Annotated in this window: 19 protein-coding genes and 1 tRNA gene; 16 read left to right on the forward strand and 4 right to left on the reverse strand. The window is 46.2% G+C overall.

Annotated elements, in window-relative coordinates:
- Window positions 1-174: 174 nt before the first annotated feature.
- Window positions 175-1,653 (reverse strand): PTS transporter subunit EIIC, encoded by a 1,479-nt coding sequence (locus tag LCF57_RS10495; RefSeq protein WP_226000644.1) that lies wholly within the window; start codon window positions 1,651-1,653, stop codon window positions 175-177.
- A 409-nt stretch (window positions 1,654-2,062) separates the two neighbouring features.
- On the opposite strand from LCF57_RS10495, the gene LCF57_RS10500 reads away from it, so the two are divergent.
- Together LCF57_RS10500 and glpK are read left to right on the forward strand one after the other, a co-directional pair.
- Window positions 2,063-2,884, forward strand: coding sequence for an MIP/aquaporin family protein (locus LCF57_RS10500; RefSeq protein WP_226000645.1), 822 nt, complete (start codon window positions 2,063-2,065; stop codon window positions 2,882-2,884).
- Window positions 2,885-2,915: 31 nt separating this feature from the next.
- Window positions 2,916-4,409, forward strand: coding sequence for a glycerol kinase GlpK (glpK, locus tag LCF57_RS10505; protein ID WP_226000646.1), 1,494 nt, complete (start codon window positions 2,916-2,918; stop codon window positions 4,407-4,409).
- Window positions 4,410-4,515: 106 nt separating this feature from the next.
- Here the strand turns inward: glpK and LCF57_RS10510 are convergent, their stop codons facing one another.
- Window positions 4,516-5,556, reverse strand: coding sequence for a LacI family DNA-binding transcriptional regulator (locus LCF57_RS10510; protein ID WP_226000647.1), 1,041 nt, complete (start codon window positions 5,554-5,556; stop codon window positions 4,516-4,518).
- A 297-nt stretch (window positions 5,557-5,853) separates the two neighbouring features.
- Here LCF57_RS10510 and LCF57_RS10515 point away from each other — a divergent pair, with 297 nt between their 5' ends.
- The 4 genes from LCF57_RS10515 to LCF57_RS10530 all read left to right on the forward strand — a co-directional run bounded on the left by LCF57_RS10515 (window position 5,854) and on the right by LCF57_RS10530 (window position 10,338).
- Entirely contained in the window at window positions 5,854-7,182 is a 1,329-nt protein-coding gene (locus tag LCF57_RS10515) for an ABC transporter substrate-binding protein (RefSeq protein ID WP_226000648.1), read from the forward strand.
- Between the two features lie 73 nt (window positions 7,183-7,255).
- On the forward strand, window positions 7,256-8,149 hold the full coding sequence (locus LCF57_RS10520) for a carbohydrate ABC transporter permease (protein WP_226000649.1): 894 nt from the start codon (window positions 7,256-7,258) through the stop codon (window positions 8,147-8,149).
- Complete coding sequence (locus LCF57_RS10525; protein ID WP_226000650.1) at window positions 8,149-8,967, forward strand: carbohydrate ABC transporter permease; 819 nt, start codon at window positions 8,149-8,151, stop codon at window positions 8,965-8,967. The genes LCF57_RS10520 and LCF57_RS10525 overlap by 1 nt, the downstream gene beginning before the upstream one ends.
- A gap of 24 nt (window positions 8,968-8,991) precedes the next feature.
- Window positions 8,992-10,338 (forward strand): GH1 family beta-glucosidase, encoded by a 1,347-nt coding sequence (locus LCF57_RS10530; protein WP_226000651.1) that lies wholly within the window; start codon window positions 8,992-8,994, stop codon window positions 10,336-10,338.
- Between the two features lie 93 nt (window positions 10,339-10,431).
- Here the strand turns inward: LCF57_RS10530 and LCF57_RS10535 are convergent, their stop codons facing one another.
- Together LCF57_RS10535 and LCF57_RS10540 are read right to left on the reverse strand one after the other, a co-directional pair.
- The gene (locus LCF57_RS10535) at window positions 10,432-11,190 is read right to left on the reverse strand and encodes an exodeoxyribonuclease III (RefSeq protein ID WP_226000652.1); all 759 of its coding nucleotides are present in this window, start codon (window positions 11,188-11,190) and stop codon (window positions 10,432-10,434) included.
- Between the two features lie 272 nt (window positions 11,191-11,462).
- A tRNA-Arg gene (locus LCF57_RS10540) sits at window positions 11,463-11,536 on the reverse strand.
- Window positions 11,537-11,770: 234 nt separating this feature from the next.
- Here LCF57_RS10540 and LCF57_RS10545 point away from each other — a divergent pair.
- The 10 genes from LCF57_RS10545 to speD all read left to right on the forward strand — a co-directional run bounded on the left by LCF57_RS10545 (window position 11,771) and on the right by speD (window position 24,240).
- The gene (locus tag LCF57_RS10545) at window positions 11,771-12,706 is read left to right on the forward strand and encodes a hypothetical protein (RefSeq protein ID WP_226000653.1); all 936 of its coding nucleotides are present in this window, start codon (window positions 11,771-11,773) and stop codon (window positions 12,704-12,706) included.
- 143 nt (window positions 12,707-12,849) lie between these two features.
- Window positions 12,850-14,163: a trigger factor gene (tig, locus tag LCF57_RS10550; RefSeq protein WP_226000654.1), complete on the forward strand. Its 1,314-nt coding sequence runs from the start codon at window positions 12,850-12,852 to the stop codon at window positions 14,161-14,163.
- Between the two features lie 405 nt (window positions 14,164-14,568).
- On the forward strand, window positions 14,569-15,159 hold the full coding sequence (clpP, locus tag LCF57_RS10555) for an ATP-dependent Clp endopeptidase proteolytic subunit ClpP (RefSeq protein ID WP_016324659.1): 591 nt from the start codon (window positions 14,569-14,571) through the stop codon (window positions 15,157-15,159).
- Between the two features lie 12 nt (window positions 15,160-15,171).
- Window positions 15,172-16,428 (forward strand): ATP-dependent protease ATP-binding subunit ClpX, encoded by a 1,257-nt coding sequence (clpX, locus tag LCF57_RS10560; protein WP_025717714.1) that lies wholly within the window; start codon window positions 15,172-15,174, stop codon window positions 16,426-16,428.
- Window positions 16,429-16,537: 109 nt separating this feature from the next.
- Window positions 16,538-17,656: a flavodoxin-dependent (E)-4-hydroxy-3-methylbut-2-enyl-diphosphate synthase gene (gene ispG / locus LCF57_RS10565; RefSeq protein ID WP_226000655.1), complete on the forward strand. Its 1,119-nt coding sequence runs from the start codon at window positions 16,538-16,540 to the stop codon at window positions 17,654-17,656.
- A 218-nt stretch (window positions 17,657-17,874) separates the two neighbouring features.
- Window positions 17,875-19,602, forward strand: a complete 1,728-nt coding sequence (lonB, locus tag LCF57_RS10570; RefSeq protein WP_226000656.1) for an ATP-dependent protease LonB — start codon at window positions 17,875-17,877, stop codon at window positions 19,600-19,602.
- 110 nt (window positions 19,603-19,712) lie between these two features.
- A complete protein-coding gene (gene lon / locus LCF57_RS10575) occupies window positions 19,713-22,049 on the forward strand; it encodes an endopeptidase La (protein WP_226000657.1) in 2,337 nt (778 codons plus the stop codon).
- Between the two features lie 18 nt (window positions 22,050-22,067).
- The gene (yihA, locus tag LCF57_RS10580; RefSeq protein ID WP_226000658.1) at window positions 22,068-22,679 is read left to right on the forward strand and encodes a ribosome biogenesis GTP-binding protein YihA/YsxC; all 612 of its coding nucleotides are present in this window, start codon (window positions 22,068-22,070) and stop codon (window positions 22,677-22,679) included.
- A 306-nt stretch (window positions 22,680-22,985) separates the two neighbouring features.
- Window positions 22,986-23,573, forward strand: coding sequence for a non-ribosomal peptide synthetase module (locus LCF57_RS10585; protein ID WP_226000659.1), 588 nt, complete (start codon window positions 22,986-22,988; stop codon window positions 23,571-23,573).
- Between the two features lie 268 nt (window positions 23,574-23,841).
- Window positions 23,842-24,240 (forward strand): adenosylmethionine decarboxylase, encoded by a 399-nt coding sequence (speD, locus tag LCF57_RS10590; protein ID WP_226000683.1) that lies wholly within the window; start codon window positions 23,842-23,844, stop codon window positions 24,238-24,240.
- Window positions 24,241-24,336 lie beyond the last annotated feature (96 nt).

Consider the following 24,336-nt stretch of genomic DNA (forward strand, 5'->3'; position numbering starts at 1 on the left):
ATTTCTGTCCTTTTTTAGCCATACAAATATCCCCTTCAAGTTCACTCAATCCTCATGATACCATGCGGACTTTTTTGAGTGTCTACTTGAAGGGGATAATACCAGATTGAAGAGATACCCTTTTTGTGTAAAGAAGCAGCGAAGGAATTCAAGAGCTTATCGAACATGAGCTTACTACATCAACCGCTGTATTTCATCTTTCAGCGTTTCGGACCGGGTACCGAAAATAACCTGCAGCGCACCGTTACCAAGCCTGATAATTCCCGAAGCTCCAAGCTGCTTGAGAGCTTGATCGTTAACCGCTTTGTCGTCTTTGACAATCAGCCGCAGCCGTGTAATACATGCATCGATGCTTTCGATATTGCCCGAACCGCCAAGCTGAGTCAGTATTTTCCCAGCATAGCCTGCTTGACCGTCAGATAGGACTTCTGGCTTTTCAATGGATATGGATTGCTTTGTATCCCAAAGAAGGCTGTTTTCTACGTCGTCTTCACGTCCAGGGGTTTTGAGATTGAATTTGATAATGATAAACCGGAATAGGAAATAATATACGACCGCAAAGGCCAGACCGACTGCAATCATTCGCAGCGGGTGGGTGGATAGCTTCATGTTGACCAAATAGTCGATGAGTCCTGCTGAAAAAGAAAAGCCGAGCTTGACATCCAGAAGGTACATGATCAGGCCACTCAGACCTGTAAGCAGCGCATGGATGCCATAAAGCAACGGTGCAACGAACATAAAGGAAAATTCGAGGGGCTCGGTAATTCCGGTCAAAAACGATGCGAGCGCAGATCCAATGAAAATAGAAGCGACCGCTTTACGTTTTTCAGGTTTGGCCGTATGGATGAATGCGAGAGCGGCTGCCGGGAGAGCGAACATCATAATAGGGAAGAAACCGGACATGAATAGACCAGCTGATTTATCGCCTGCAAAGAAACGGGTCAGGTCACCATGAACAACCTCGCCAGCTGCATTCGTATAGTTACCAATCTGAAACCACGCGATTGAGTTTAGTACATGATGCAGACCGAGCGGGATCAGCAGTCGATTGGCAATCATGAACACCATCGACCCTATTCCGCCGAAGCCGACGATCCAGTTGCCGAAGGTCGCAATCGCATCTTGTACCGGGCTCCAGATCATACCGAGCAAAACGGCCAAAATCATGGTGGTGAAGGCGGTAATCATGGGGACGAAACGTTTACCGGAGAAGAAGCCGAGCCAATCTGGAAGCTGGATGTTGTGATATTTTTTGAACAGATAAGCGGACCAGCCACCAATGAAAATGCCACCGAGCACCCCCATATCTAGTTTCACGTCATCGGGGATATACGTGAAAATGCCCGGTACTGCCGCCAAAATACGGGTTAGCACCATATAGGCGATGACTGCAGATAGTGCGGCTACAGCATCCCCTGCCAGACCGATCGCAACACCGATGGCAAAGATTAATGCCAGGTTGCCGAAAATGGCACCCGCGCCCTCGTTCAAAAAAGGAGTAACATAATGATTCAAAAAACCACCTACCGCAGAGCCAAGCGGAATATCCTTCTCATAGTTGATCAGAGCCAGCCCCTGCAAAATTCCCGCCGCGGGTAGTGTGGCTACCGGAAGCATTAACGACTTTCCGATTTTTTGCAATAATTTCAGCATAACCTTCTTCCCTTCATCATTCAGTTTGGGAACAACATGTTCTCTCTGAAATATGTGCCGACTACAAAAAAAGAGCCGCTTAGCTGGCCTGTTTTCCTTTTGTTTTCTAGCTTATAGCGACGGGTTCAGTCCTATGACGGAATGTTTGACTACCCATTTTTTTACATCATAAAGCGGAGAATCTGACATGGTCAACGATTATTTTGAACCATAGAACAACGTAAATTCGTAGTTGACATCGCTTACATCCTTATATAATATCAAATTTAAGTTAATAATCGTGACGGAGACAAGAGAGCCACGCAGACATCCTATGCTAAAGCACGGGAGCGGTTTGTGATGGTTTTTCTTTTTTTGGTGCGCGATGAAAGCGATTAAAATTGGGTGGTCTATTGAGGAGGTAGGTTATATGTCGCCATACGTAGCCGAATTTGTAGGGACGATGATTCTGATTGTCCTGGGTGGCGGAGTGTGCGCAGGGGTATCCCTGAGAAAATCATTTGCCCACGCTTCCGGCTGGATTGTCATCGGAATGGGGTGGGGGCTCGCGGTTGCTATTGCAGTCTACGCGGTAGGTCAAATCAGCGGAGCGCATTTGAATCCGGCAGTTACACTGGCGTTGGCATTTCAGGGTGCCTTTCCATGGCAAGACGTTCCCGGGTATATTGTGGCTCAGATTCTTGGTGCCATGGCGGGTGCTGTGGTTGTGGTTTTACATTATTGGCCCCATTGGAAAGAGACGGAGGACGCAGCAACCAAACTCAGTGTATTTGCCACAGGACCGGCTATGGATCATCCGTTTGCCAACGTGCTGAGTGAAATGATAGGTACTTTCATCTTTGTTCTTGCTTTGCAGTCGCTTGGTGCCAATTCTTTTACAGAGGGCCTGCAGCCGCTGATTGTGGGTTTTCTGGTAGTGAGTATCGGTTTATCCCTTGGCGGAACGACAGGTTATGCGATTAATCCGGCAAGGGATTTTGGCCCACGTCTTGTACATTATTTACTACCGATTCCCGGCAAGGGAGCATCCAACTGGAAATATGCCTGGGTACCCATTGTAGGACCGCTGTTGGGAGGCTCCTTCGGAGGGCTGTTTTACCAGGCAGTGTTTAAAGGATATGTAAGTCCGGTTTTCTGGATTATGTTAGGCATCATTGTGATTGTGCTGCTGGTTACCTTCCGCTTCAGTCGTACTTACAAAAGCTATAAAGCCAACAAGCTTACAGTATAAAATCGATAGATTTACAGGGGAGAGATGAACAATGGGAAAATATATTTTGTCACTGGACCAAGGAACGACAAGCTCAAGAGCGATTTTGTTTAATCGCGAAGGGGATGTGGTGTACTCGGCTCAACGGGAATTTCCACAATATTTTCCCAAACCCGGCTGGGTAGAGCAGAATGCAAATGAAATATGGAGTTCCATTCTGGGAGTCATTGCATCCTGTCTTTCCGAATCCGGTGTAAAAGCAAACCAAATTGCCGCCATCGGTATTACCAATCAGCGAGAATCGGTAGCCGTATGGGATAAAAATACGGGGTTACCTGTGTACAACGTGCTCGTATGGCAGTCGCGCCAAACCTCGGACATCTGTGAGGAATTGAAGCAGCAAGGGCATGAGGAGCTGTTTCACAGCAAAACGGGGCTATTGATCGATCCGTATTTTTCCGGTACCAAAGTGAAGTGGATACTGGATCATGTGGAGGGTGCGAGGGAAAAGGCGGAGCGGGGCGACTTGTTATTCGGCACGATTGATTCGTGGCTGATCTGGAAGCTTTCCGGTGGAACGGCACATGTGACGGACTACTCCAATGCAGCTCGGACGCTGATGTACAACATTTATGAGCTAAAGTGGGACGAAGAGCTGCTCGACATTCTCGGTGTGCCCAAAATCATGCTGCCAGAGGTGAGACCTTCCTCTGAGGTATATGCGCACACGGTGAATTATCATTTCTTTGGTCAGAATATACCGATTGCTGGTGTAGCGGGTGACCAGCAGGCAGCCTTGTTCGGCCAGGCTTGTTACGAAAAAGGGATGATCAAAAACACTTACGGCACAGGCTGCTTTATGCTGATGAATACGGGGGATCAGCCTGTGGAATCCAAGCATGGTCTCATTACGACCATCGCATGGGGGCTGGAGGAAGGCAAGGTGCAATATGCGCTGGAGGGGAGCGTATTTGTAGCAGGCTCTGCGATCCAGTGGCTGCGCGACGGTCTGCGCATGTTCCGGGAAGCGAAGGATAGTGAGCCCTATGCGGCCCGTGTATCATCTACAGAAGGGGTGTATCTTGTACCTGCTTTTGTCGGACTGGGCAGTCCTTACTGGGATAGCGAGGTGCGTGGAGCGATGTTTGGACTGACACGGGGAACTACAAAGGAGCATTTTATCCGTGCTACATTGGAGTCACTTGCTTATCAGACCAAGGATGTGCTTACAGCAATGGAGATCGATTCTGGTATTTCAGTGAAAATGCTGCGAGTGGATGGAGGCGCTGTGCTGAACAATTTTCTGATGCAATTCCAGAGCGATATTTTGGATGCTACGGTGGAGCGGCCTGTTATTCATGAGACGACGGCACTGGGTGCCGCATGTCTGGCAGGTTTGGCTATTGGATACTGGAAGAGTATGGATGAGCTTCGCAAGCGTGTAAGGGCAGAGCGTTCATTTGTTCCTACTATGGATGAGGCCACGCGAGCCAGCCTGTATGAAGGCTGGAAAAAGGCCGTGAGCGCGGCGATGGCCTACAAATAGCTTATAGTTACTCAGATTAAAATAGAAAATGCACCGCAAGATGGATACTTTGAGAAAAAGTGTCCATCTTGCGGTGCACAATTATGTCTGGGCTTTAAGGTGTGTACTAGCCCTTAACCACCGTATGGTTCCAATTTTGCCGGGCTCCGCAAGAGCTACGAATGACTAGCTCCGGTTCTACTTTAATACATTTCGTCTCCATTTGTTTGTTCATCAGGTCAAACAGCACCATAGCGGCCAGGCGGCCTATTTTTTGTTTGTCTTGTTTTACAGTGGTCAGTGGAGGATCGGTGTAACGACAGGCTTCTATATCATCACATCCCACCACAGCAATATCCTCGGGCACCCTCAAGCCGCTTTCCTTGAAAGCACGGATGGCACCAAAAGCAAGCAGGTCAGTAGCCGCAAAAATAGCTTTTGGTAAATCTCCTTGCTGTATCCACGCCTTTGCTATCTGGTATCCATCTTCTGCCGCGTAGTCCTTAGCATACACGATCCATTCGGGTCTGACATCAAGACTAAACCGTTTTAGTGAAGTGATAAAGGCTTCTTCTCGCTCTTTAATCACCAAGGATGGGCGTTCAATGCCTATAAAACCCATATCGCGGTAGCCATTCATGTAAAAATGCTCAACAACCTTCATTGAGATCTTCTGATTGTCAGACATAATGTAGCAGGAGCTGGCTCCGGTTAATTCAATATCGACACCGATGCAGGGGATGGGGCTGGCATCGAGATCAAAAACGCTCTTTTCCACTTCATCTCCAGCAATAATAATGCACCCGTCCACTGAAAAATATTTCGAGCGAGCCAAATAGTCCTCTCCATTATCCAGAAATTTTTCATTTGAGAAAAACAGTAGATCGTAACCGAGCAAGCCAATCTGTTTTTTGAAGACATTAATGATATCTACAAAAAAAGGATGGCTAAAATCGACATTCAACTTGCCAGCGAATATAACGCCTACTAAATTTGATTTTTTGGTAGCCAGCGTTTTAGCCGAGGAGGAGGGTCTATAACCCGTTTCCTCCATTATTTTAAGCACCCTCTGCCGGGTTTCCTCACTGATATCCGTGTAATTGTTTATGATTTTCGAAACGGTTGCTACCGAAACGCCTGCCATATGAGCTATTGTTTTTATATTCATGAAATCCTCCACGGCTAAACCAGTTTAGTTAAATTGACTTTGCATTCTGAATTTAGTAATTACTCGTATTCTATGCTATCTCATAGAGGAGAGTCAACACTGCTGTTTAAGTTGGAGTTTAATATATTATGGAAAAATAAGTTTGTTTTCGCGGTAGTTCATGTTTTTTTTGATATTTCGCAAATCTCTATTTACAAATACAAGTCATTCGTTACATAATAATAAATGCAAATAACGAAACTGCTTTCGTAATGTGGAAATGCATTTATTCTAAGATTATTTGGGGGGGATTCTGCAATGCTAAAAAAGAGTTTTTTATTACTTCTTGTAACCGCTTTAATTGTAGTATTGGCTGCTTGCGGTAAAGGTAACGACGCTGTACAGAACGGGAATAAAAAGGTCACATTGAAGATCATTCATTGGCAGCAGGAAAATATTAATAACTATATAAAGGAATTTAATAAAAAGTTTGAAGAGAAGTATCCAGATGTTCAGGTGGAGTATACGACGGTACCTGCTGACTCAACCTATGACCAACTGATGCAAACGCGTATGAATGCTGGTTCATCCGGTGATGCAGACATTATTCCTCTGAAATTCAGCTTCGTAGGTGCTCCGCAGGAATGGTCAAAGGGAGCAGCAGATCCAATGTGGAAGCAATGGATTGACGGAGGACTAATAGCCGACCTGTCGGATCAAGCATTTATAAAAAACTATAACCCTACAGATGTCAAAAATGCCATGACCTATAAGGACAAGGTATACGGTGTAAATATGGGTAAGGTGGCGCTGACAGGTTTGTTCTACAACAAAGAGATTTTTAAAAAATATAATCTTGCTGTGCCCACGACATGGGATGAGCTGGTAAATGTTATGAAGGTACTCAAGGCTAACGGTGTGGAACCGATTGGTTTCGGCGGTAAGGATGTATGGCCTATTAACCTTGCTGTCCAAGGGCTTCAGGCCTCTATTCATGATGATCAGCTGGAATATATCAAAGGGCTGTGGACAGGGAAGACGAAGCTGACAGACCCGGTTCAGCTTGAGGTGCTGGAAAAAACACAAGTTCTGATGAACAATGCCATCGGTGGATTTATGGGGATTGACTATGGAACCTTGCCAAGCTTATTTGCTACAGGACGTGTAGCCATGATTGCAGATGGCACGTGGGATGCAACTACGATCCAGACAGCCAATCCAGAGATGAAATTTGGTTATTTCCCGATTCCGGGCAGCAATGATCCCGCCAAAAATAAAAACCTTGCAGGCAAGTACGATATGACATGGATGGTATTGGAAAAGTCACCAAACAAGGATTATGCGATCAAATGGCTTGAAATGCTCTCTGAGAAGCAAAACTATACCGATTTTGTGAACGCCGCCGGATTTTTGCCAACACAGCCTGATGTGAAGATAAGTAGTGAATTTGTGAATGAAATCCAGCCTTCGCTGGAAAACTTCAAGCACTCTTGGGATCAGCTATTTATCAATCGTAAGAATGTTGGACAGTACATTAAGGATTCCAGCGTACATGTGGAATTTCTCGCGCCTGCCGGTCCATTAAAGACGCCTTTGGAGCTTGCCCAAAAGTCTCAGGCAGACTGGGATGCAGCAGCCCCTAAATAAATAAACGGGCTTTACATGAACGCAGATTGGCATCTGTAAAGCCTTCATAATAATGTAAAGAGGTGTGAGGCCCATGTATCCCTTCGGAAAGGGCGCGGCCCGGTTAATGCCCTATCTTTTGCTGAGTATTCCGGTGCTGCTCTATTTGCTTCTTGGCTTTGGTCCCTCAATGGTAACCGTACTGTTTTCCTTTACAAATGCTTCAGGGGTTCCGGGACAGACGTGGAATTTTGTCGGATTTGAGAATTATACGACCTTTTTTACCTCCTCCGATTCAGGAGATCGTATCGCTTCCATGGGTCGTTCCTTATATTTTGCTGTAGCGGTGGTTGTGATTCAAAATGCAGTAGGGCTGTTCATGGCCATCATTATTAATAAAAAACTCAAAGGTGATGTGTTTTACCGCGCTGTATTTTTCCTGCCCGTTGTGCTCGGAGTAACGGTATCCGGCCTGATCTGGCAGCTGATTGCCAATCCGCTTGGCGGTCCTGCACAAGCCTTGATGAACTTTTTTGGAACCAGCTCCAACTTCTTTGGGGATTACAATATTGCATTTGAACTGATTATTTTTGTGCAAGTCTGGATGTACATGGGTTACTCGATGACTATTTTCTTGGCCGGACTCCAATCCATTCCCAGTGATTTATATGAAGCGGGGTATATGGACGGTGCTTCCGGGTGGGAAGCGTTCAAAAATATTACTTTTCCGATGATTGCGCCGTCCTTTACCGTCAATATGCTGCTGTCCATTATCGGAGCATTGCAAACCTTTGACATTATTTATGTGCTGACAGGTGGTAAATTCAACACGACGACACTTGCATTTGATGTGTATGCAACAGCCTTCGGTACCGGGACGGCCGATTACGGCCTTGCTTCCGCAGTAGCCATGATCCAGTTCTTGTTCGTATTTACAGTGTCGATGATTGCTCTGTATTATTTGCGCAGAAGAGAGGTGGAAATGTAATGAGCAGTACCAAAGGAACAAAAATTCTGAGCTACATCATCGTACTGCTCATGCTTTCGTTATATTTATTCCCGCTTTTCTACCTCTTTAATGTATCAATGAAGACTCAAAGTGAGTATCTGATGGATCCTGTGGCTATAGCCAAAAGTCTGAGCTTTGAGAATTTCATGGACGCTTGGGAAAAAGGAAATTTCTCCCAGTACATGTGGAACAGTATTTTGTATACGGGAGTATCTACGCTATTAACGTTGGTGATATCCGTGTTTGCGGCTTTCCCGCTGGCGCGGGGATACGTTAAGTTCAGCACCTTTTTTTATGTGTTTTTCCTGATATCCATGTATCTTCCGAATCCGCTGATTCCGCAATTTGCTCTCATTAATAGTCTGGGACTTTACAATACGCAGCTTGGTTTTATTTTGCTGAAAACAACAGGTACCGGCATTGCCTTTCTGATGTTTGTGGGATATATCAAGTCTGTCTCCCGGGAGCTGGATGAAGCGGCTGCAATGGACGGGTGCGGATATTCACGCTATTTGTTTACGATTCTTGTACCGCTGATGAAGCCGGTGCTAGCGACAGGCATCATTTTGACGGCAATTGGGGCGTGGAACGATATTATAGGTCCTACCATTTATTTATCTGATCCCGCGTATCAACCGGTGACCAAAGGATTGTTCTCCTTCTACGGACAATACATGAATAACTGGCCGCTGCTCGCTTGCGGCATCCTGATTGTTACACTACCGCTGGTTATTTTGTATATTTTCCTCCAGCGCTTTATTGTCGGCGGTGCAATGGCCGGAGCTGTGAAGTCTTGATTTACTGAAAGGATGGTACCGAGTATGAGTGAGAATACCTTTTTATTTCCAGCCACGTTTATGTGGGGAACCTCGACCTCTTCTTATCAAATTGAAGGTGGTGCAGCTGAGGGAGGAAGAACACCTTCCATTTGGGATACTTTCTGTCAAGTACCCGGGAAGGTGATGGGCGGTGACAGCGGAGATATAGCTTGTGACCATTTTCACCGCTTTAAGGAAGATGTGCTATTAATGAAGCAGCTGGGCTTTTTACATTACCGTTTTTCCGTGGCCTGGCCGCGCATTATTCCCACACCCGGCGTGGTTAACGAACAGGGGTTACTCTTCTATGAGCGCCTGCTGGATGAGATTGAGGCGGCCGGGCTAATTCCGATGCTGACGCTGTATCATTGGGATCTTCCGCAGTGGATTGAGGATGAGGGGGGGTGGACGAATCGCGGAATTATCCAGCATTTTATAACGTATGCGTCTGTAATCATGGATCGATTTGGACAGCGTATAAGCTGGTGGAATACGATAAATGAGCCATACTGCGCCTCTATTTTGGGCTATGGTACAGGAGAGCATGCCCCCGGTCATCAGAACTGGAAGGAAGCTTTTACTGCCGCCCATCATGTTCTGGTGTGTCATGGGATAGCCATGAATTTGCACAAGCAAAAGGGTCTTACAGGTATGATTGGCATTACACTGAACATGGAACATGTGGATGCAGCCACTGAACGACCCGAGGACGCAGCCGCTGCCGTCCGGCGAGATGGATTTATTAATCGTTGGTTTGCCGAACCGTTGTTTAACGGGAAGTATCCAGAGGATATGGTGGAATGGTACGGGGCGCATCTGAATGGAATGGATTTTGTACAGCCTGGTGATATGGAGCTGATTCAACAGCCGGGGGATTTTTTGGGCATCAACTACTATGCCCGCAGCGTCATTCGAGCGACTACAGACGCCTCGTTGCTTCAGGTAGAGCAGGTACGCATTGAGCAACCGGTGACAGATATGGGATGGGAGATTCATCCCGACTCCTTTTATAAGCTACTGACTCGGATTGAAAAGGATTTTACCAAGGGTTTGCCCATTCTAATTACGGAAAACGGAGCAGCGATGAAGGATGAACTGATGAATGGGAAAATTGAGGACACCGGGCGTCAGCGCTACATTGAGGAGCATTTAAAGGCATGTCATCGCTTCATTGCAGAGGGAGGGCAGCTTCAAGGCTATTTTGTCTGGTCTTTCTTTGATAACTTTGAATGGGCCTGGGGCTACAGCAAACGTTTCGGTATTGTACATATCAATTACGAAACACAGGAACGGACACCTAAACAAAGTGCGCTGTGGTTCAAGCAAGTGATGGCGAATAACGGGTTTTGAACAGATGATCGTAATAATTTAAGCGGTCATGCTCCAATAACAGAGCATGACGGCTTTTAAGACTGCATAAAGACTCGTGTAAGGAGGACTATGCTAAATATCCTGCATATCCAGTATAACAGGGCAGTGGTCACTGCCCGTAATATGGCAATCAATGCTTGCATCTATCAATAGCGGGCGAAGTCTGTCCGAGACGAGAAAGTAATCGATCCGCCAGCCGATGTTCCGTTCTCTCACCTTCGGCATGTAGGACCACCAGGAATAAACATCCGTCCGGTCAGGATAAAAGTATCTGAAAGTGTCTGTAAATCCAGCGTCGAGCAGCTGCGACATTCGCTCCCGTTCCTCAGGCGTAAAACCGGCATTTCCATAGTTGGTTTTTGCATTTTTCAGATCAATTTCCTGATGAGCCACGTTGAGATCACCACAAACAATGACAGGCTTCAATGCATCCAGCTGTTGCAGATAGCTGCGAAAACGGTCCTCCCATTCCAGTCTGTACGGTAGTCGCGACAGATCTCGTTTGGTATTCGGAGTATATACATTAACCAGATAAAATTCCTCGAATTCCAGAGTAATGGTTCTACCTTCAGGCTCCCCGTTTTCTTCAAGTCCGTAATGCACGGAAAGCGGCTTGATTTTGGTGAAGATAGCCGTACCGGAGTAGCCTTTTTTCTCGGCATAATTCCAATACTGTGTGTATTCCTCCATGTTCTCCATGAGGATTTGGCCCTCTTGAAGCTTGGTTTCCTGAACGCAAAAAATATCAGCATTCGTTTCTTTTAGATAAGTATAAAATCCTTTGGTCACACAGGCTCTTAAACCATTAACATTCCAAGATATTAATTTCATTGTTGATCTCCTTATTACTCATCGCGGTCAAGCGGTATGATTGAATATCTCCTCGGTTGAGGTAAGCATATATAATGAAACAGCTTTTCTACATTAAAATAGTTTGTAATATATTACTTGGATCTAAAAAGGAATGCTCTCTAACGGTCGAGACTGCGAAGCTTAGGCTAGCGATACGTAGGCCATGACATTCTGTGTCCCAGGAGGTACTCATACTGTTGCAACAAAAAAAGCTTCCTAATTAGGAAATTAGGAAGCTTCTTCAGTACGTACGTCCCAGGAGGGATTCGAACCCCCGACCGACGGCTTAGAAGGCCGTTGCTCTATCCAGCTGAGCTACTGGGACATAAAATTCAAGCGAACATTAATATATCACATGGGTAAGAAAGATTCAAGTCTTTTTTTATATTATTTGATTGTTTTAGCCTTTGTGCAGCATAAATTCAGAGTAGGTGTGGTTTTTTTTGCCTTATAAAAGGGTATGTTAGAATACAGGTGAATATGTTGAAGACGAGTGGTTGGACTTAAACTGCTGTTTCTCATATAATCTACAAATACTTTAGCTTACGGAGGAGAGGGGGTGCCTTTAATAAAGGACTCCAAGGTGACGACAAAAGAAAATAATATTGTATTGTTTCCGAAGACACTGGACTATTATCAAATTCAACTTACTGTGATGCTTGAAAACGAACGTTACGGAGAGGCGATGGCGATGCTGCGTTTTTTAATGCAGTGTCAGGGACAGGAGCAGAAACAATACGATGAATGGGAAGCTCTATTACAATGGCTGGAAGCTGCCTTTCCACAGTATGCTGACAGTGAGGGAGTAAAGGGCGCTGCGGAAGAAGACGAGGTCGATGAAGTAGAATTGGCTCGTCGTCATGCACGCTTTAAGCAAGAGCAGGATGCAGGGTATGGCAATAAGCTGCTGCAGATGGCTATGGATGAACCATTATCCGAACAGACGATTTTAGCACTTGAGCAGTTGTCCTATCTGGAGCTACCGGAAATTGACGCTGCCTTGCTTCGCTGGATAAAGGAACGGGAAATCCATCCTCTCCTCCAATTCCGTATTTTGCAAACACTGCGACGACGCGGAATGGAAGGGACGATAGAAATCAGACGGGGAGATGAAAAAGCGGAGATCGATATTGAGACCGTTCCGCTTCAGCCGGGTGATTTTCCTGAACAGATTATGCGTATCTTGGAACGGGTGGCCGATCAGACCGAGGTGCATGAGCCTACGCTGTTTTATTTTGCGCAGGAGTTGTGGTCCCAGTTTGTGATGGCTGTATACGGTACGAATGATTACAGATCGATGCTGGTGGAGGAGGACGGAATGCCGGATATTTGGGCGGCAGCTCTCCATCAGACGGTTTCGGAGAGTTTGAGTGGACACAGCAATGAGGAAGAAACACGTGCTATTTACGGCATTACAGATGCGCTACGCTTCCGTTTTGAGCAGGCGTATCGGTCGATGCGGCTATTTGTAGCTGCAGGAATGAATACTCCTTAATGCCCGGAAACGTTTACCTGTAAAGCATTCAAAGGGCTGCTCTTGAAAAAGACAGTAATGTTAGATATACTATAGTGGTTATTTTGTGTGCGTTGATTGTAATGAAAACTAAGTGAAGATTTTGTTGGAGGGGAAAGCATAAAATGAAAGCAACTTGGGAGAAAATAGAGAAGAACCTTGGGGTTCTTGAAGTTGAGGTTGACGCGGATCGTGTAGCCGCTGCACTCGACAAAGCTTTTAATAAAGTGGTAAAGCAAGTAAGTGTACCAGGATTCCGTAAAGGTAAGGTACCACGTCCTATTTTTGAAAAACGCTACGGAATTGAAAGCTTGTATCAGGATGCAATTGACTTCCTGCTGCCAGAAGCTTACGGCCAAGCTGTAGAGCAAACGGACATCTTCCCGGTTGACAGCCCGGATGTTGAAATTGATCAATTTGCTAAAGGCGAATCTTTCAAATTCAAAGCGAAGGTTACAGTTAAACCTGAAGTGACTTTGGGCGATTACAAAGGCGTAGAAGTGCCTGTAAGCAAACTTGAAGTAAGCGACGAAGAATTGACTCAAGAGCTGGAGCGCCTGCAACAACGTCATGCAGAATTGGTTGTCGTTGATGAAGATGCTGCTCAATCCGGCGATACAGCTATTATCGACTTCGATGGTTCCGTAGACGGCGTACAGTTCGAAGGCGGACAAGCTGAGAAGTATTCTCTGGAGCTGGGCTCCAACACATTCATCCCTGGCTTTGAAGATCAAGTGATCGGTTTGCACACTGGCGATTCCAAGGACGTTGAAGTAACGTTCCCTGAGAACTACCATTCTGCTGACCTTGCTGGTAAACAAGCCGTATTCAAAGTGAAAGTTCATGAACTGAAACGCAAAGTTCTTCCTGAACTGGACGATGAATTTGCTAAAGATGTAAGTGAATTTGACACACTGGCTGAATTCAAGGAAGACTTGAAAAAGCAATTGCTGGAGCGTAAGGAAAACGAAGCTAAAGCAGCTCGTGAGGGTGCTGTAGTGGAGAAAGTTGCTGAGAACGCAACAATCGACATTCCTGAAGCAATGGTCAAGAGTGAAGTGCAAAACATGGTTCGCGATTTCGACAACCGTCTGCGCAGCCAAGGCATGAACCTTGAAATGTTCCTCGGCTTCTCCGGTCAAAGCAAGGAAGATCTGGAAGAGCAAATGAAAGCTGATGCTGAGAAGCGCGTACGTAACAACCTCGTGCTGGAGCAAGTGGCTAAAGCAGAAAACATCGAAGTTTCCGAAGCGGAAATTGATGAAGAGCTGAAAAACATGGCTGATGCTTATAAACGTTCTGTTGAAGAAATCCGCAGCATTCTGGAAAGTAACGGCTCGTTCGCAAACTTGAAAGAAGAGATCTCACTGCGCAAAACAATTGCTTTGCTGGTAGAAAATAGCAAAGAAGTTGAAGCGCCAGCTGCAGCTGCTGAGTAATTCAAACGATAAAATATACGATGTATGCTCTAACAGGCTGCGACGTAGTAATTAGATAGGGATAAGGCACGTAGTGAAAGTTACGTGCCTTATTTTTACCTTGGGTAACCCAAATTTTAGTCGTTTATGGAAAACGCTGTGAGTGGTGTTTTCTTGTTTTACATAAGTCACTACCGTACATTTGCACATACATACGAAACATGGTTAAATATGAGAAGGTCTTGGCAGAGCATGTAACAGCCGTACTACTAGATGAGCGGATGCAAATATGACACAAGACTCTGAACATGTTAAAATATTTTGTAAGGTGTTCCCGTTTCATGCTCGCCGCTTTCGTTTTAATGGGACTTAAGGAAGCGGATGAATACAGGTGTTCATTTTAATTAAGAAAAGAGGTTGGTCGTGATGAGTCTCGTCCCTATGGTTGTGGAACAAACGAATCGAGGAGAACGGTCTTACGATATTTACTCGCGGTTGCTTAAGGATCGCATCATTTTCCTGAGTGGCCCGATTGATGACGATGTCGCCAATCTCGTCATTGCACAGTTACTGTTCCTTTCTGCGGAAGATCCAGAGAAGGATATCAATTTGTATATTAACTCGCCGGGCGGTTCTGTAACTGCGGGCATGGGTATATATGATACAATGCAATTTATTAAGCCGGACGTATCGACGATCTGTGTAGGCATGGCTGCAAGTATGGGTTCTTTGCTGCTCACAGCGGGTGCACCAGGCAAAAGATATGCACTTACCAACAGTGAAGTTATGATCCATCAGCCGCTCGGCGGCATTCAGGGGCAAGCCTCCGATATGCTGATTCATGCGGACTGGATTATCAAAACACGTGCCAAGCTGAATCAAATCTATGTAGAGCGTACAGGTCAGCCCCTCGAAAAAATCGAACGTGATACTGACCGGGATTTCTTCATGGAAGCAGAAGAGGCAAAAGCATATGGTATCATTGACCAGGTGCTGTCTAAACCGATTAATCTGTAAAGGGGTGGCTCTATGTTTAAATTTAATGATGAAAAAGGACAATTAAAATGTTCTTTCTGCGGCAAATCTCAAGATCAGGTTCGCAAGCTTGTTGCCGGACCAGGCGTATATATATGTGACGAATGCATTGAGCTGTGCACGGAGATTGTGGAAGAGGAATTGGGTCATGAGGAAGAAGTGGATCTGAAAGACATTCCGAAACCAATGCAAATCCGTGACATTTTGGACCAATATGTCATTGGTCAGGATCAAGCGAAAAAATCGTTGTCTGTAGCGGTATATAACCATTACAAACGTATTAATACACAAAACAAAATTGATGATGTGGAATTGCAAAAAAGTAACATTCTGATGCTTGGACCTACAGGTTCGGGTAAAACGTTGCTAGCGCAAACCATGGCTAAAATTTTGAACGTACCTTTTGCTATCGCAGATGCCACTTCCCTCACGGAAGCTGGTTATGTGGGTGAAGACGTTGAAAACATTTTGCTGAAATTGATTCAAGCTGCCGATTATGATGTGGAAAAAGCCGAGCGCGGTATTATCTACATTGACGAAATTGATAAAGTAGCCCGTAAATCCGAAAACCCGTCCATTACGCGTGACGTATCGGGAGAAGGGGTGCAACAGGCGCTGCTTAAAATTTTGGAAGGCACGGTTGCCTCTGTACCTCCACAAGGTGGTCGCAAGCATCCGCACCAAGAATTTATTCAAATTGACACCACAAATATTCTGTTTATTTGCGGTGGTGCCTTTGACGGTCTGGAGCAAATGATCAAACGCCGTATCGGTAAAAAGGTCATCGGCTTTAATGCTACTAGCGAACAAAAAGATCTGAAGCCAGGCGAATATACTTCAATGGTATTGCCTGAGGACCTGTTGAAATTCGGTCTGATCCCGGAATTCGTAGGACGTTTGCCAGTCATTTCTACGCTGGAGCCGCTTGATGAGAAAACATTGGTTCGTATCTTGTCTGAGCCGAAAAATGCGTTAACCAAGCAATATCAGAAGCTGCTGGAACTGGATAATGTGCAACTGGAGTTTAAGCAGGATGCTCTGGAAGCCATTGCTCGTGAGGCGATCAAGCGTAACACGGGTGCCCGTGGTCTTCGCGCGATCATCGAAGGTATTATGCTTGATGTAATGTATGAAGTTCCTTCCCGTGAGGATGTAACGACATGCGTTATCAATGAGCAGGTAGTAAAAGACAAAATCGCACCGGAACTCGGTGGTACAGATAAGGATAAAAAACAAGAAGAGAGCGCCTAAGGATTGATACTTCGCGATCTCTACAACATGAGAAGCCGGATCTCCACTTCACTAAACCTTATGAGGTTTTAAGGGGTGGAGGTTTGGTGTTAATGGGAGAGAAAAGTACATGTTCTTAAGACAAGACACACGTCCCGTTAAAGTCGGGAATCTGACGATTGGCGGCAGCAATGAAGTCATCATCCAAAGTATGTGTACAACCAAAACAGCAGATGTGGAAGCTACTGTAGCCGAGATTCTTCGTTTGGAAGAAGCCGGATGTCAACTGGTGCGGGTTACCGTCAACAATGAGGAAGCAGCCGCAGCCATTAAAGAAATTAAAAAACGGATTCATATTCCGCTCGTCGCGGACATTCATTTTAATTACAAGCTGGCTCTATTGGCGATTGAAAATGGAATTGACAAGGTCCGCATTAATCCAGGTAATATTGGTCGACGCGAAAAAGTAGAAGCTGTTGTTAAAGCATGTAAGGAAAGAGGAATTCCGATTCGGATCGGTGTCAATGCCGGATCATTGGAGCAGCATTTGCTGGATAAGTACGGCTATCCTACGCCAGAAGCGATGGTGGAAAGCGCGCTGTACCATATCGGTATTCTGGAGGAGCTTGATTTTCACGATATTATCGTGTCTCTGAAAGCGTCTGACGTACCGATGGCGATTGCCGCTTATACGAAAGCAGCTGAAATTATCAAGTATCCGCTCCACCTGGGCATCACCGAAGCAGGTACGCTCTTTACCGGAACGGTTAAAAGTGCGGCGGGTATGGGTGCCTTGCTGGCATCAGGCATCGGCTCCACGATGCGTATTTCGCTCAGTGCCGATCCGGTGGAAGAAGTGAAGGTTGCACGGGAACTGCTCAAAACGTTTGGACTGATCACCAATGCGGCTACATTGATTTCCTGTCCAACTTGCGGACGTCTGGACATTGATCTGTTCTCTATTGCCAACGAGGTAGAGGACTATATTGCAAAACTCAAGGTGCCGATTAAAGTCTCGGTGCTGGGCTGTGCAGTGAATGGTCCCGGTGAAGCGAAGGAAGCTGATATCGGCATTGCGGGAGCACGTGGGGAAGGACTTTTGTTCCGTTACGGTAAAATGATCCGCAAAGTACCCGAAGCGGATATGGTTGATGAACTGAAAAAAGAAATTGATGTCATCGTCAAAGCTTATGAAGAGACAGGTAAAATTCCTGGACGCGAAGAACGCCATACAGCTGAGAAAGTATAGGCAAAATCAGTTTTTGCACAGAAGTATAATCATACTTTATGGTCATGATATCATCGCCGTGAAGAACAGTTCTGCTATAGAATTGTTCTTCGCGGTGTTTTTGTATTTTCTCCCTGATCTTTTGAGAGACTGCCGTTTAGCTATCGTGGAAAAGGAAATACTGTCTTTCATAGAGCGGCATTTTTCAATTTGCTGAGATGAGAAACGGAGGAAATACAATGGACTTGACTATGATTTTGTTGTTGGTACAAATGTTTTTCGGGATTGTCATCGGTCTGTATTTCTGGAATCTCCTGCGGAGCCAGAAAACGAACCGTAGTGCGGTGGACCGAGAGTCCCGGAAGGAGTTGGACAAGCTGCGCAAACTGCGCTCCATTTCACTTACCAAGCCGCTGGCTGAACGCACGCGACCAGCAACATTACAGGATATCGTCGGGCAGAAGGATGGACTGCGTGCGCTCAAGGCGGCGCTATGTAGTGCGAATCCCCAGCATGTCATTATTTATGGCCCGCCGGGGGTAGGGAAGACGGCTGCTGCGCGCGTAGTGCTGGAAGAGGCGAAGAAAAACTTGTCCTCTCCATTCAAGGCTGATGCGAAATTCACGGAGATTGACGCCACGACAGCCCGTTTTGATGAGCGTGGTATTGCGGACCCGTTAATTGGCTCGGTGCATGATCCCATTTATCAGGGGGCAGGTGCTATGGGGGTAGCGGGTATTCCGCAACCCAAGCCTGGAGCTGTAACAAAGGCGCATGGTGGCATGTTGTTCATTGATGAAATTGGTGAATTGCACCCGACGCAGATGAATAAGCTGTTGAAAGTGCTGGAGGACCGCAAGGTATTTTTGGAGAGTGCGTATTACAACTCGGAAGATGCAAATACTCCTGCCTACATCCACGATATTTTTCAAAATGGTTTGCCAGCGGATTTTCGTTTGGTAGGTGCGACGACCCGTTCACCGCATGAACTTCCACCTGCCATCCGCTCCCGGTGTATGGAAATTTATTTCCGTGCCCTTCAGCCGCAGGAGATTGCTCGTATTGCTGAGGATGCTGTCCACAAGCTGGGCTTTGGGCCTTGTCCCGAGGCAGTAGAGGTTGTACAGCGTTACGCTACGAACGGTCGGGAGGCCGTCAATATGATTCAGCTTGCTGCTGGTTTGGCACTTACCGAGAAGCGGGAACGTCTCAATGCGTCTGATGTGGAATGGGTTGCGGGAAGCAGCCAAATTCAACCGCGTCCTGATCGAAAGATACCGGGTTTACCGCAAATCGGGTTTGTTAACGGATTAGCTGTATACGGCCCGAATATGGGAATGCTGCTGGAAATTGAGGTTACGGCGGTTCCAGTTCCTGAAGGTAAGGGAAGCTACAATATTACGGGAGTAGTGGATGAGGAGGAAATTGGAGGTGGCTCTCGTACACTGCGCCGCAAGAGTATGGCTAAAGGCTCTGTGGAAAATGTGTTGACCGTTTTGCGCACAATCGGACTGTCTCCGTCGAATTACGATCTGCACATCAACTTTCCCGGGGGCACGCCAGTAGACGGTCCTTCGGCAGGAATCGCCATGGCGACAGCTATTGCTTCCGCCATGCGGGGAATTCCGGTGGATCACGAAATTGCGATGACTGGAGAGGTTAGCATCCACGGCCGTGTCAAACCGATTGGCGGCGTATTAGCCAAGGTCGAGGCGGCTTTTCAGGCAGGAGCCAAAAAAGTGATCATTCCCCAGGAAAACTGGCAAGCTCTTTTTGACAGTATTGAGGGCTTACAAGTCATCCCCGTACAGTCGGTTACCGAAGTATTCCGCCATGTGTTCGGGGAAGCAATGACGTCGGAATCACCTGTGCATGCGCCAATTGAGACTTTTCGCCCAGCCCAATCTTCGTTGTTACAGGCTGATGGAACGCATAATGGGGCGATATCTGATACAGGATCTTGCTAATAAGCGACCCTTTCATTGGTTTTTTTATTTAACATTTGATAAAATATGAAAGATAACAACGTGAGGATTGTAAAATCCGGAACCTGAGAATCACTGGAGGTGCGAAAGCGATGGGACCCACCAAGACAAAAGGTCGTCGTTTTCCTTTGCTGCCTTTAAGAGGACTTCTGGTCTACCCGAGCATGGTTCTGCATCTCGATGTGGGCCGGGAAAAATCGGTCAAGGCTTTGGAAAAAGCGATGGTTGAAGACAATTTGATTCTCCTGTGTTCTCAATCAGAGGTAAATATTGAAGAACCCACACAAGAGGATATTTTTCGAGTCGGCACGGTAGCCAAGGTGCGCCAGATGCTCAAGCTCCCTAACGGAACGATTCGGGTGCTGGTGGAGGGGCTGGAACGTGCCGAGATTATTCAATATACGGACAATGAAGAATATTACGAGGTACTGGCCAAGGAACTGCATGAGGCAGAAAATGTGCAGCCTGAGACGGATGCGCTTATGCGTACTGTACTGACCCAGTTCGAGCATTATATCAATCTGTCCAAAAAGGTAACGCCCGAGACACTTGCTGCGGTATCCGATATTGAGGAGCCTGGACGGCTGGCAGACGTAATCACAAGCCATCTGACGCTCAAAATTAAGGAAAAGCAGGATATTCTGGAGACAATCGACGTAACTCAGCGTCTGGAGAAGCTTCTGGATATTTTGAACAACGAGCGCGAGGTTCTGGAGCTGGAACGTAAAATCAACCAGCGCGTGAAAAAGCAAATGGAAAAGACGCAGAAGGAATATTATCTGCGTGAACAAATGAAGGCGATTCAGAAGGAGCTTGGCGAGAAGGAAGGCCGTGCAGGGGAAGTTGAAGAGCTGCGCAATCAGTTGAGTGAGCTGGAGTTGCCTGTTTCAGTGAAAGAAAAGATCGAAAAGGAAATCGACCGTCTGGAAAAAATGCCTGCAAGCTCCGCCGAGGGTGGCGTCATTCGCAATTACGTCGATTGGCTGTTAAGCTTGCCATGGAATACGTTTACCGATGATGACCTCGATATTGCCAAGGCCGAGGAGGTGCTGAATCAAGACCACTACGGACTGGATAAACCCAAGGAACGGGTGCTGGAGTACTTGGCTGTGCGCAAGCTGGTAAAGACCATTAAGGGACCGATTCTATGTCTCGTAGGTCCGCCAGGGGTTGGTAAGACCTCGCTGGCTCGTTCGATTGCCAAATCCATGGGACGGGAATTTGTCCGCATCTCCCTCGGTGGCGTGCGGGATGAAGCGGAAATTCGCGGTCATCGCCGGACCTATGTTGGTGCGATGCCTGGGCGTATCATTCAGGGAATGAAGACGGCAGGAACGTCTAATCCGGTCTTTTTGCTGGATGAGATTGATAAAATGGCTTCCGATTTTCGGGGAGACCCTTCAGCTGCATTGCTGGAAGTGCTTGATCCCGAACAAAACAATACGTTCAGCGACCATTTTGTTGAGTTGCCATTTGATCTATCCAACGTGATGTTTGTGACAACAGCCAATGCTGCACACAATATCCCGCGCCCGCTCATGGACCGTATGGAGACACTTTATATTCCTGGTTACACCGAACTGGAGAAGCTGGAGATTGCCAATCGGTATCTATTGCCCAAGCAGAAGAGAGAGCATGGCTTGGAAGAGGAGCAGTTGGTTATCGGGGAGGATACGCTGCTGCGTGTCATTCGCGAATATACCCGTGAATCTGGGGTACGGAATCTCGAACAGCAACTGGCTTCCCTATGCCGTAAGGCTGCGAAGTCAGTTGTATCCGGTGGGGAAGGACCGATTCAAGTCACACCGGATAATCTGAAAGATTATTTGGGGATCGCCAAATTCCGTTACGGCGTAGCGGAGCTGGAGGATCAGATCGGTACGGTTACAGGCTTGGCATGGACAGAGGTCGGTGGTGAAACGCTGATGATTGAAGTGACAGTCGTACCCGGCAGCGGTAAACTGATTCTTACGGGTAAGCTTGGAGACGTGATGAAGGAATCCGCACAGGCGGCATTCAGCTATACTCGTTCCAAAACGATTGAACTGGGTATTGAACCGGACTTTTATGAGAAAAACGACATTCACATTCATATTCCTGAGGGAGCGATTCCGAAGGATGGACCCTCTGCGGGAATCACCATTGCTACGGCGTTGATTTCGGCCTTGACCAACCGTCATGTATCGAAGGATGTGGCGATGACGGGCGAAATTACCCTGCGCGGTCGCGTGTTGCCGATTGGTGGTTTGAAAGAGAAATCGTTGGCAGCTCACCGGGCAGGCTACAAAAAAATTCTACTTCCCAAAGATAATGAACGGGATTTAAAGGATATTCCCGACAGTATCCGACAGGATGTTGAATTTGTTCCTGTTGCCCATATGGATCAGGTACTAAAGCATGCTTTGGTTGAGCAGGCAAGGGTACATTAGAGAGGAATTAAGGACACAATGAAAGTAACAAAAGCAGAATTTATTATTAGTGCGGTTGGTCCCAGTCAGTTTCCAGTAGACGCTTTGCCAGAGATCGCTCTGGCAGGGCGCTCTAATGTCGGAAAGTCTTCACTGATTAACCGGATGATTAACCGCAAAAATTTGGCGCGTACCAGTTCTACGCCGGGGAAAACCCAACAGCTTAATTATTACCGGATTAATGATGATCTCTATTTTGTCGATTTTCCCGGCTACGGTTACGCTAAAGTATCCAAAACGTCTCGCAAAGCCTGGGGGCAGATGATTGAGTCTTATTTGCTGGAGCGGGAGGAGCTCAAGCTGGTGCTTCAAATGGTTGATTTGCGCCATCCGCCGTCCAAGGATGATATCATGATGTATGATTGGCTGCGTCATAACGGGCTTCCCGTTTGTGTTGTAGGTACAAAGGCAGATAAAATCCCCAAAACACGACGGGAAAAGCATTATAAAGTCATTAGGCAGGAACTTGGAATACTCCCTGGGGGATTGTTCATCCCCTTTTCCTCCGAAGAAGGTATGGGTAAGGAAGAACTGTGGTCTGTCATCTCCGGCTATATAGGGAATGACGACGAAGAACAGACGGAATTATAAATGTAGGGCGCCCTTGTGGCGTCCTTTTTCGTAGTGTGTAGAATTCAGAGTGATGTATAAATTTCAAAATAATTAAAACTTATTAAGCTGGTAGGAATAATGTATATAACGGAGCAATCACGCGGATTTCTAGCAGAAAAGTGAGCATATGGGGGATAATAGCACCCCAATGAAGGTATTTTCCGTTTATTTCTCATGAATGACCGATTTTTATGGATTGGTCCGAAAGAAAAGCGTTATTGGTCTGATGTATAATAAATGGTAAAGCTCGAACTTTAGGTTCAGGAAAGAATTGAGGAGATTGGTATGGCTCAGCGGTTAGCCACAGAGTATGTAAAAACCACTTTGACCTTGTCGGAAACTCAAATGGATGAATTTTTGCAGGCAGTGGATGATCACCAAGTGCATTACCGAATTAAAGTGCTGGATAACGGGGGTCAGGAAATCGTTCTGGAGCATGCTGCGGGTGAGGAAGTTCATTTGTTTTTTGAAGCCAGAGAGGGAGAATATGTCTGTGAATTAACTTGCCGCTTAATTCATCCGCAACTAACCTTGTTTATACGCAAACTTTTTATCCGCTTTAAGGGTGAGGGGATTGTTTACCGGATGTATCAAGGATTCACGATGGTGTATTTTTATAACGAAGGCACTGTTCGTAAAATTATGGAAAAGAATGGCGAAGGCACCAAGCTGGTGTTCGAGTATAAGAATACGGTACATGAACTACAACAGCTTTTTCAGCATCAAAACGTGGAAAATGAAATATCAGCCGTGTATGATCTCATTAATTCGTTACTAGATCAACGGAATCTGGCTCGAACGTCCTCGGAGCTGGAACAGATTGACCACAAGCTTCGGATGAACTGCTCCAGGTTGTTTGCACTGGAAGCTTAAATTGGCTTGGGCATGCAGAAATGAATCGTTATGCAGAGCAGTCCCTTTCGCTACGGGAAGGGGCTTTTTTATTCCAAAAAAATGATTGCATTTGCTGTACATTGATGTTATTTTTAATCTCGTTGAAAATGAATATAGGAACCAGGATTCACTCAGGACATTGAATGTTGCGAGAGGTTATCCCTCGGGAAGTGAATGACGTAGGTCCTAGCGGATGAAATTTTTTTCAAACATTTTATTCCTAGGAAGGGGGAACCGAAAGATGGAATTGGAATACTCAACTTTCGGAAGACACGTTGCCGTAGATACTTGGGGTGTTGAGTTTGAATTGCTAAATAATGCGCAGTTTTTGGAAACTCAATTAGTTGAGGCTGCTGAAGCTTGCGGAGCAACGGTGATGTCTGTTCAATCCAAGCAATTTGAACCACAGGGAGCTACTGTGCTTGTACTGTTGTCGGAGAGTCATCTCTCTATTCATACGTATCCTGAGAGAGGATTTGCCGCTATTGATTGTTATACCTGCGGTGAGACTGTTGATCCGCAACTGGCTATCGATTACCTGGTATCCGTCCTAAAACCGGAAAGAACATATGCGAAGAAGCTGATTCGCGGCCTGGGAGAGCTTCAGGTGGAGTCACCGGAGAGCAAGCGCGCTGAATTGGTGTAATTCGTTTCTTATGGAGCTATTTGCGTGTCCTATATCATAACCATGGAATTTTCCATGGTTATTTGTTTTAAAAGTGGTTCTCACTAAATCAAATGA

The sequence above is a fragment of the Paenibacillus sp. BJ-4 genome (assembly GCF_020404765.1).
GTDB lineage: Bacteria > Bacillota > Bacilli > Paenibacillales > Paenibacillaceae > Paenibacillus.

Excerpts from the sequence above, each read along its gene's own strand:
- LCF57_RS10495 (WP_226000644.1), bottom strand. The coding sequence starts at position 1,653 with ATGCTGAAATTATTGCAAAAAATCGGAAAGTCGTTAATGCTTCCGGTA.
- LCF57_RS10500 (WP_226000645.1), top strand. The coding sequence starts at position 2,063 with ATGTCGCCATACGTAGCCGAATTTGTAGGGACGATGATTCTGATTGTC.
- glpK (WP_226000646.1), top strand. The coding sequence starts at position 2,916 with ATGGGAAAATATATTTTGTCACTGGACCAAGGAACGACAAGCTCAAGA.
- LCF57_RS10510 (WP_226000647.1), bottom strand. The coding sequence starts at position 5,556 with ATGAATATAAAAACAATAGCTCATATGGCAGGCGTTTCGGTAGCAACC.
- LCF57_RS10515 (WP_226000648.1), top strand. The coding sequence starts at position 5,854 with ATGCTAAAAAAGAGTTTTTTATTACTTCTTGTAACCGCTTTAATTGTA.
- LCF57_RS10520 (WP_226000649.1), top strand. The coding sequence starts at position 7,256 with ATGTATCCCTTCGGAAAGGGCGCGGCCCGGTTAATGCCCTATCTTTTG.
- LCF57_RS10525 (WP_226000650.1), top strand. The coding sequence starts at position 8,149 with ATGAGCAGTACCAAAGGAACAAAAATTCTGAGCTACATCATCGTACTG.
- LCF57_RS10530 (WP_226000651.1), top strand. The coding sequence starts at position 8,992 with ATGAGTGAGAATACCTTTTTATTTCCAGCCACGTTTATGTGGGGAACC.
- LCF57_RS10535 (WP_226000652.1), bottom strand. The coding sequence starts at position 11,190 with ATGAAATTAATATCTTGGAATGTTAATGGTTTAAGAGCCTGTGTGACC.
- tig (WP_226000654.1), top strand. The coding sequence starts at position 12,850 with ATGAAAGCAACTTGGGAGAAAATAGAGAAGAACCTTGGGGTTCTTGAA.
- clpP (WP_016324659.1), top strand. The coding sequence starts at position 14,569 with ATGAGTCTCGTCCCTATGGTTGTGGAACAAACGAATCGAGGAGAACGG.
- clpX (WP_025717714.1), top strand. The coding sequence starts at position 15,172 with ATGTTTAAATTTAATGATGAAAAAGGACAATTAAAATGTTCTTTCTGC.
- ispG (WP_226000655.1), top strand. The coding sequence starts at position 16,538 with ATGTTCTTAAGACAAGACACACGTCCCGTTAAAGTCGGGAATCTGACG.
- lonB (WP_226000656.1), top strand. The coding sequence starts at position 17,875 with ATGGACTTGACTATGATTTTGTTGTTGGTACAAATGTTTTTCGGGATT.
- lon (WP_226000657.1), top strand. The coding sequence starts at position 19,713 with ATGGGACCCACCAAGACAAAAGGTCGTCGTTTTCCTTTGCTGCCTTTA.
- yihA (WP_226000658.1), top strand. The coding sequence starts at position 22,068 with ATGAAAGTAACAAAAGCAGAATTTATTATTAGTGCGGTTGGTCCCAGT.
- LCF57_RS10585 (WP_226000659.1), top strand. The coding sequence starts at position 22,986 with ATGGCTCAGCGGTTAGCCACAGAGTATGTAAAAACCACTTTGACCTTG.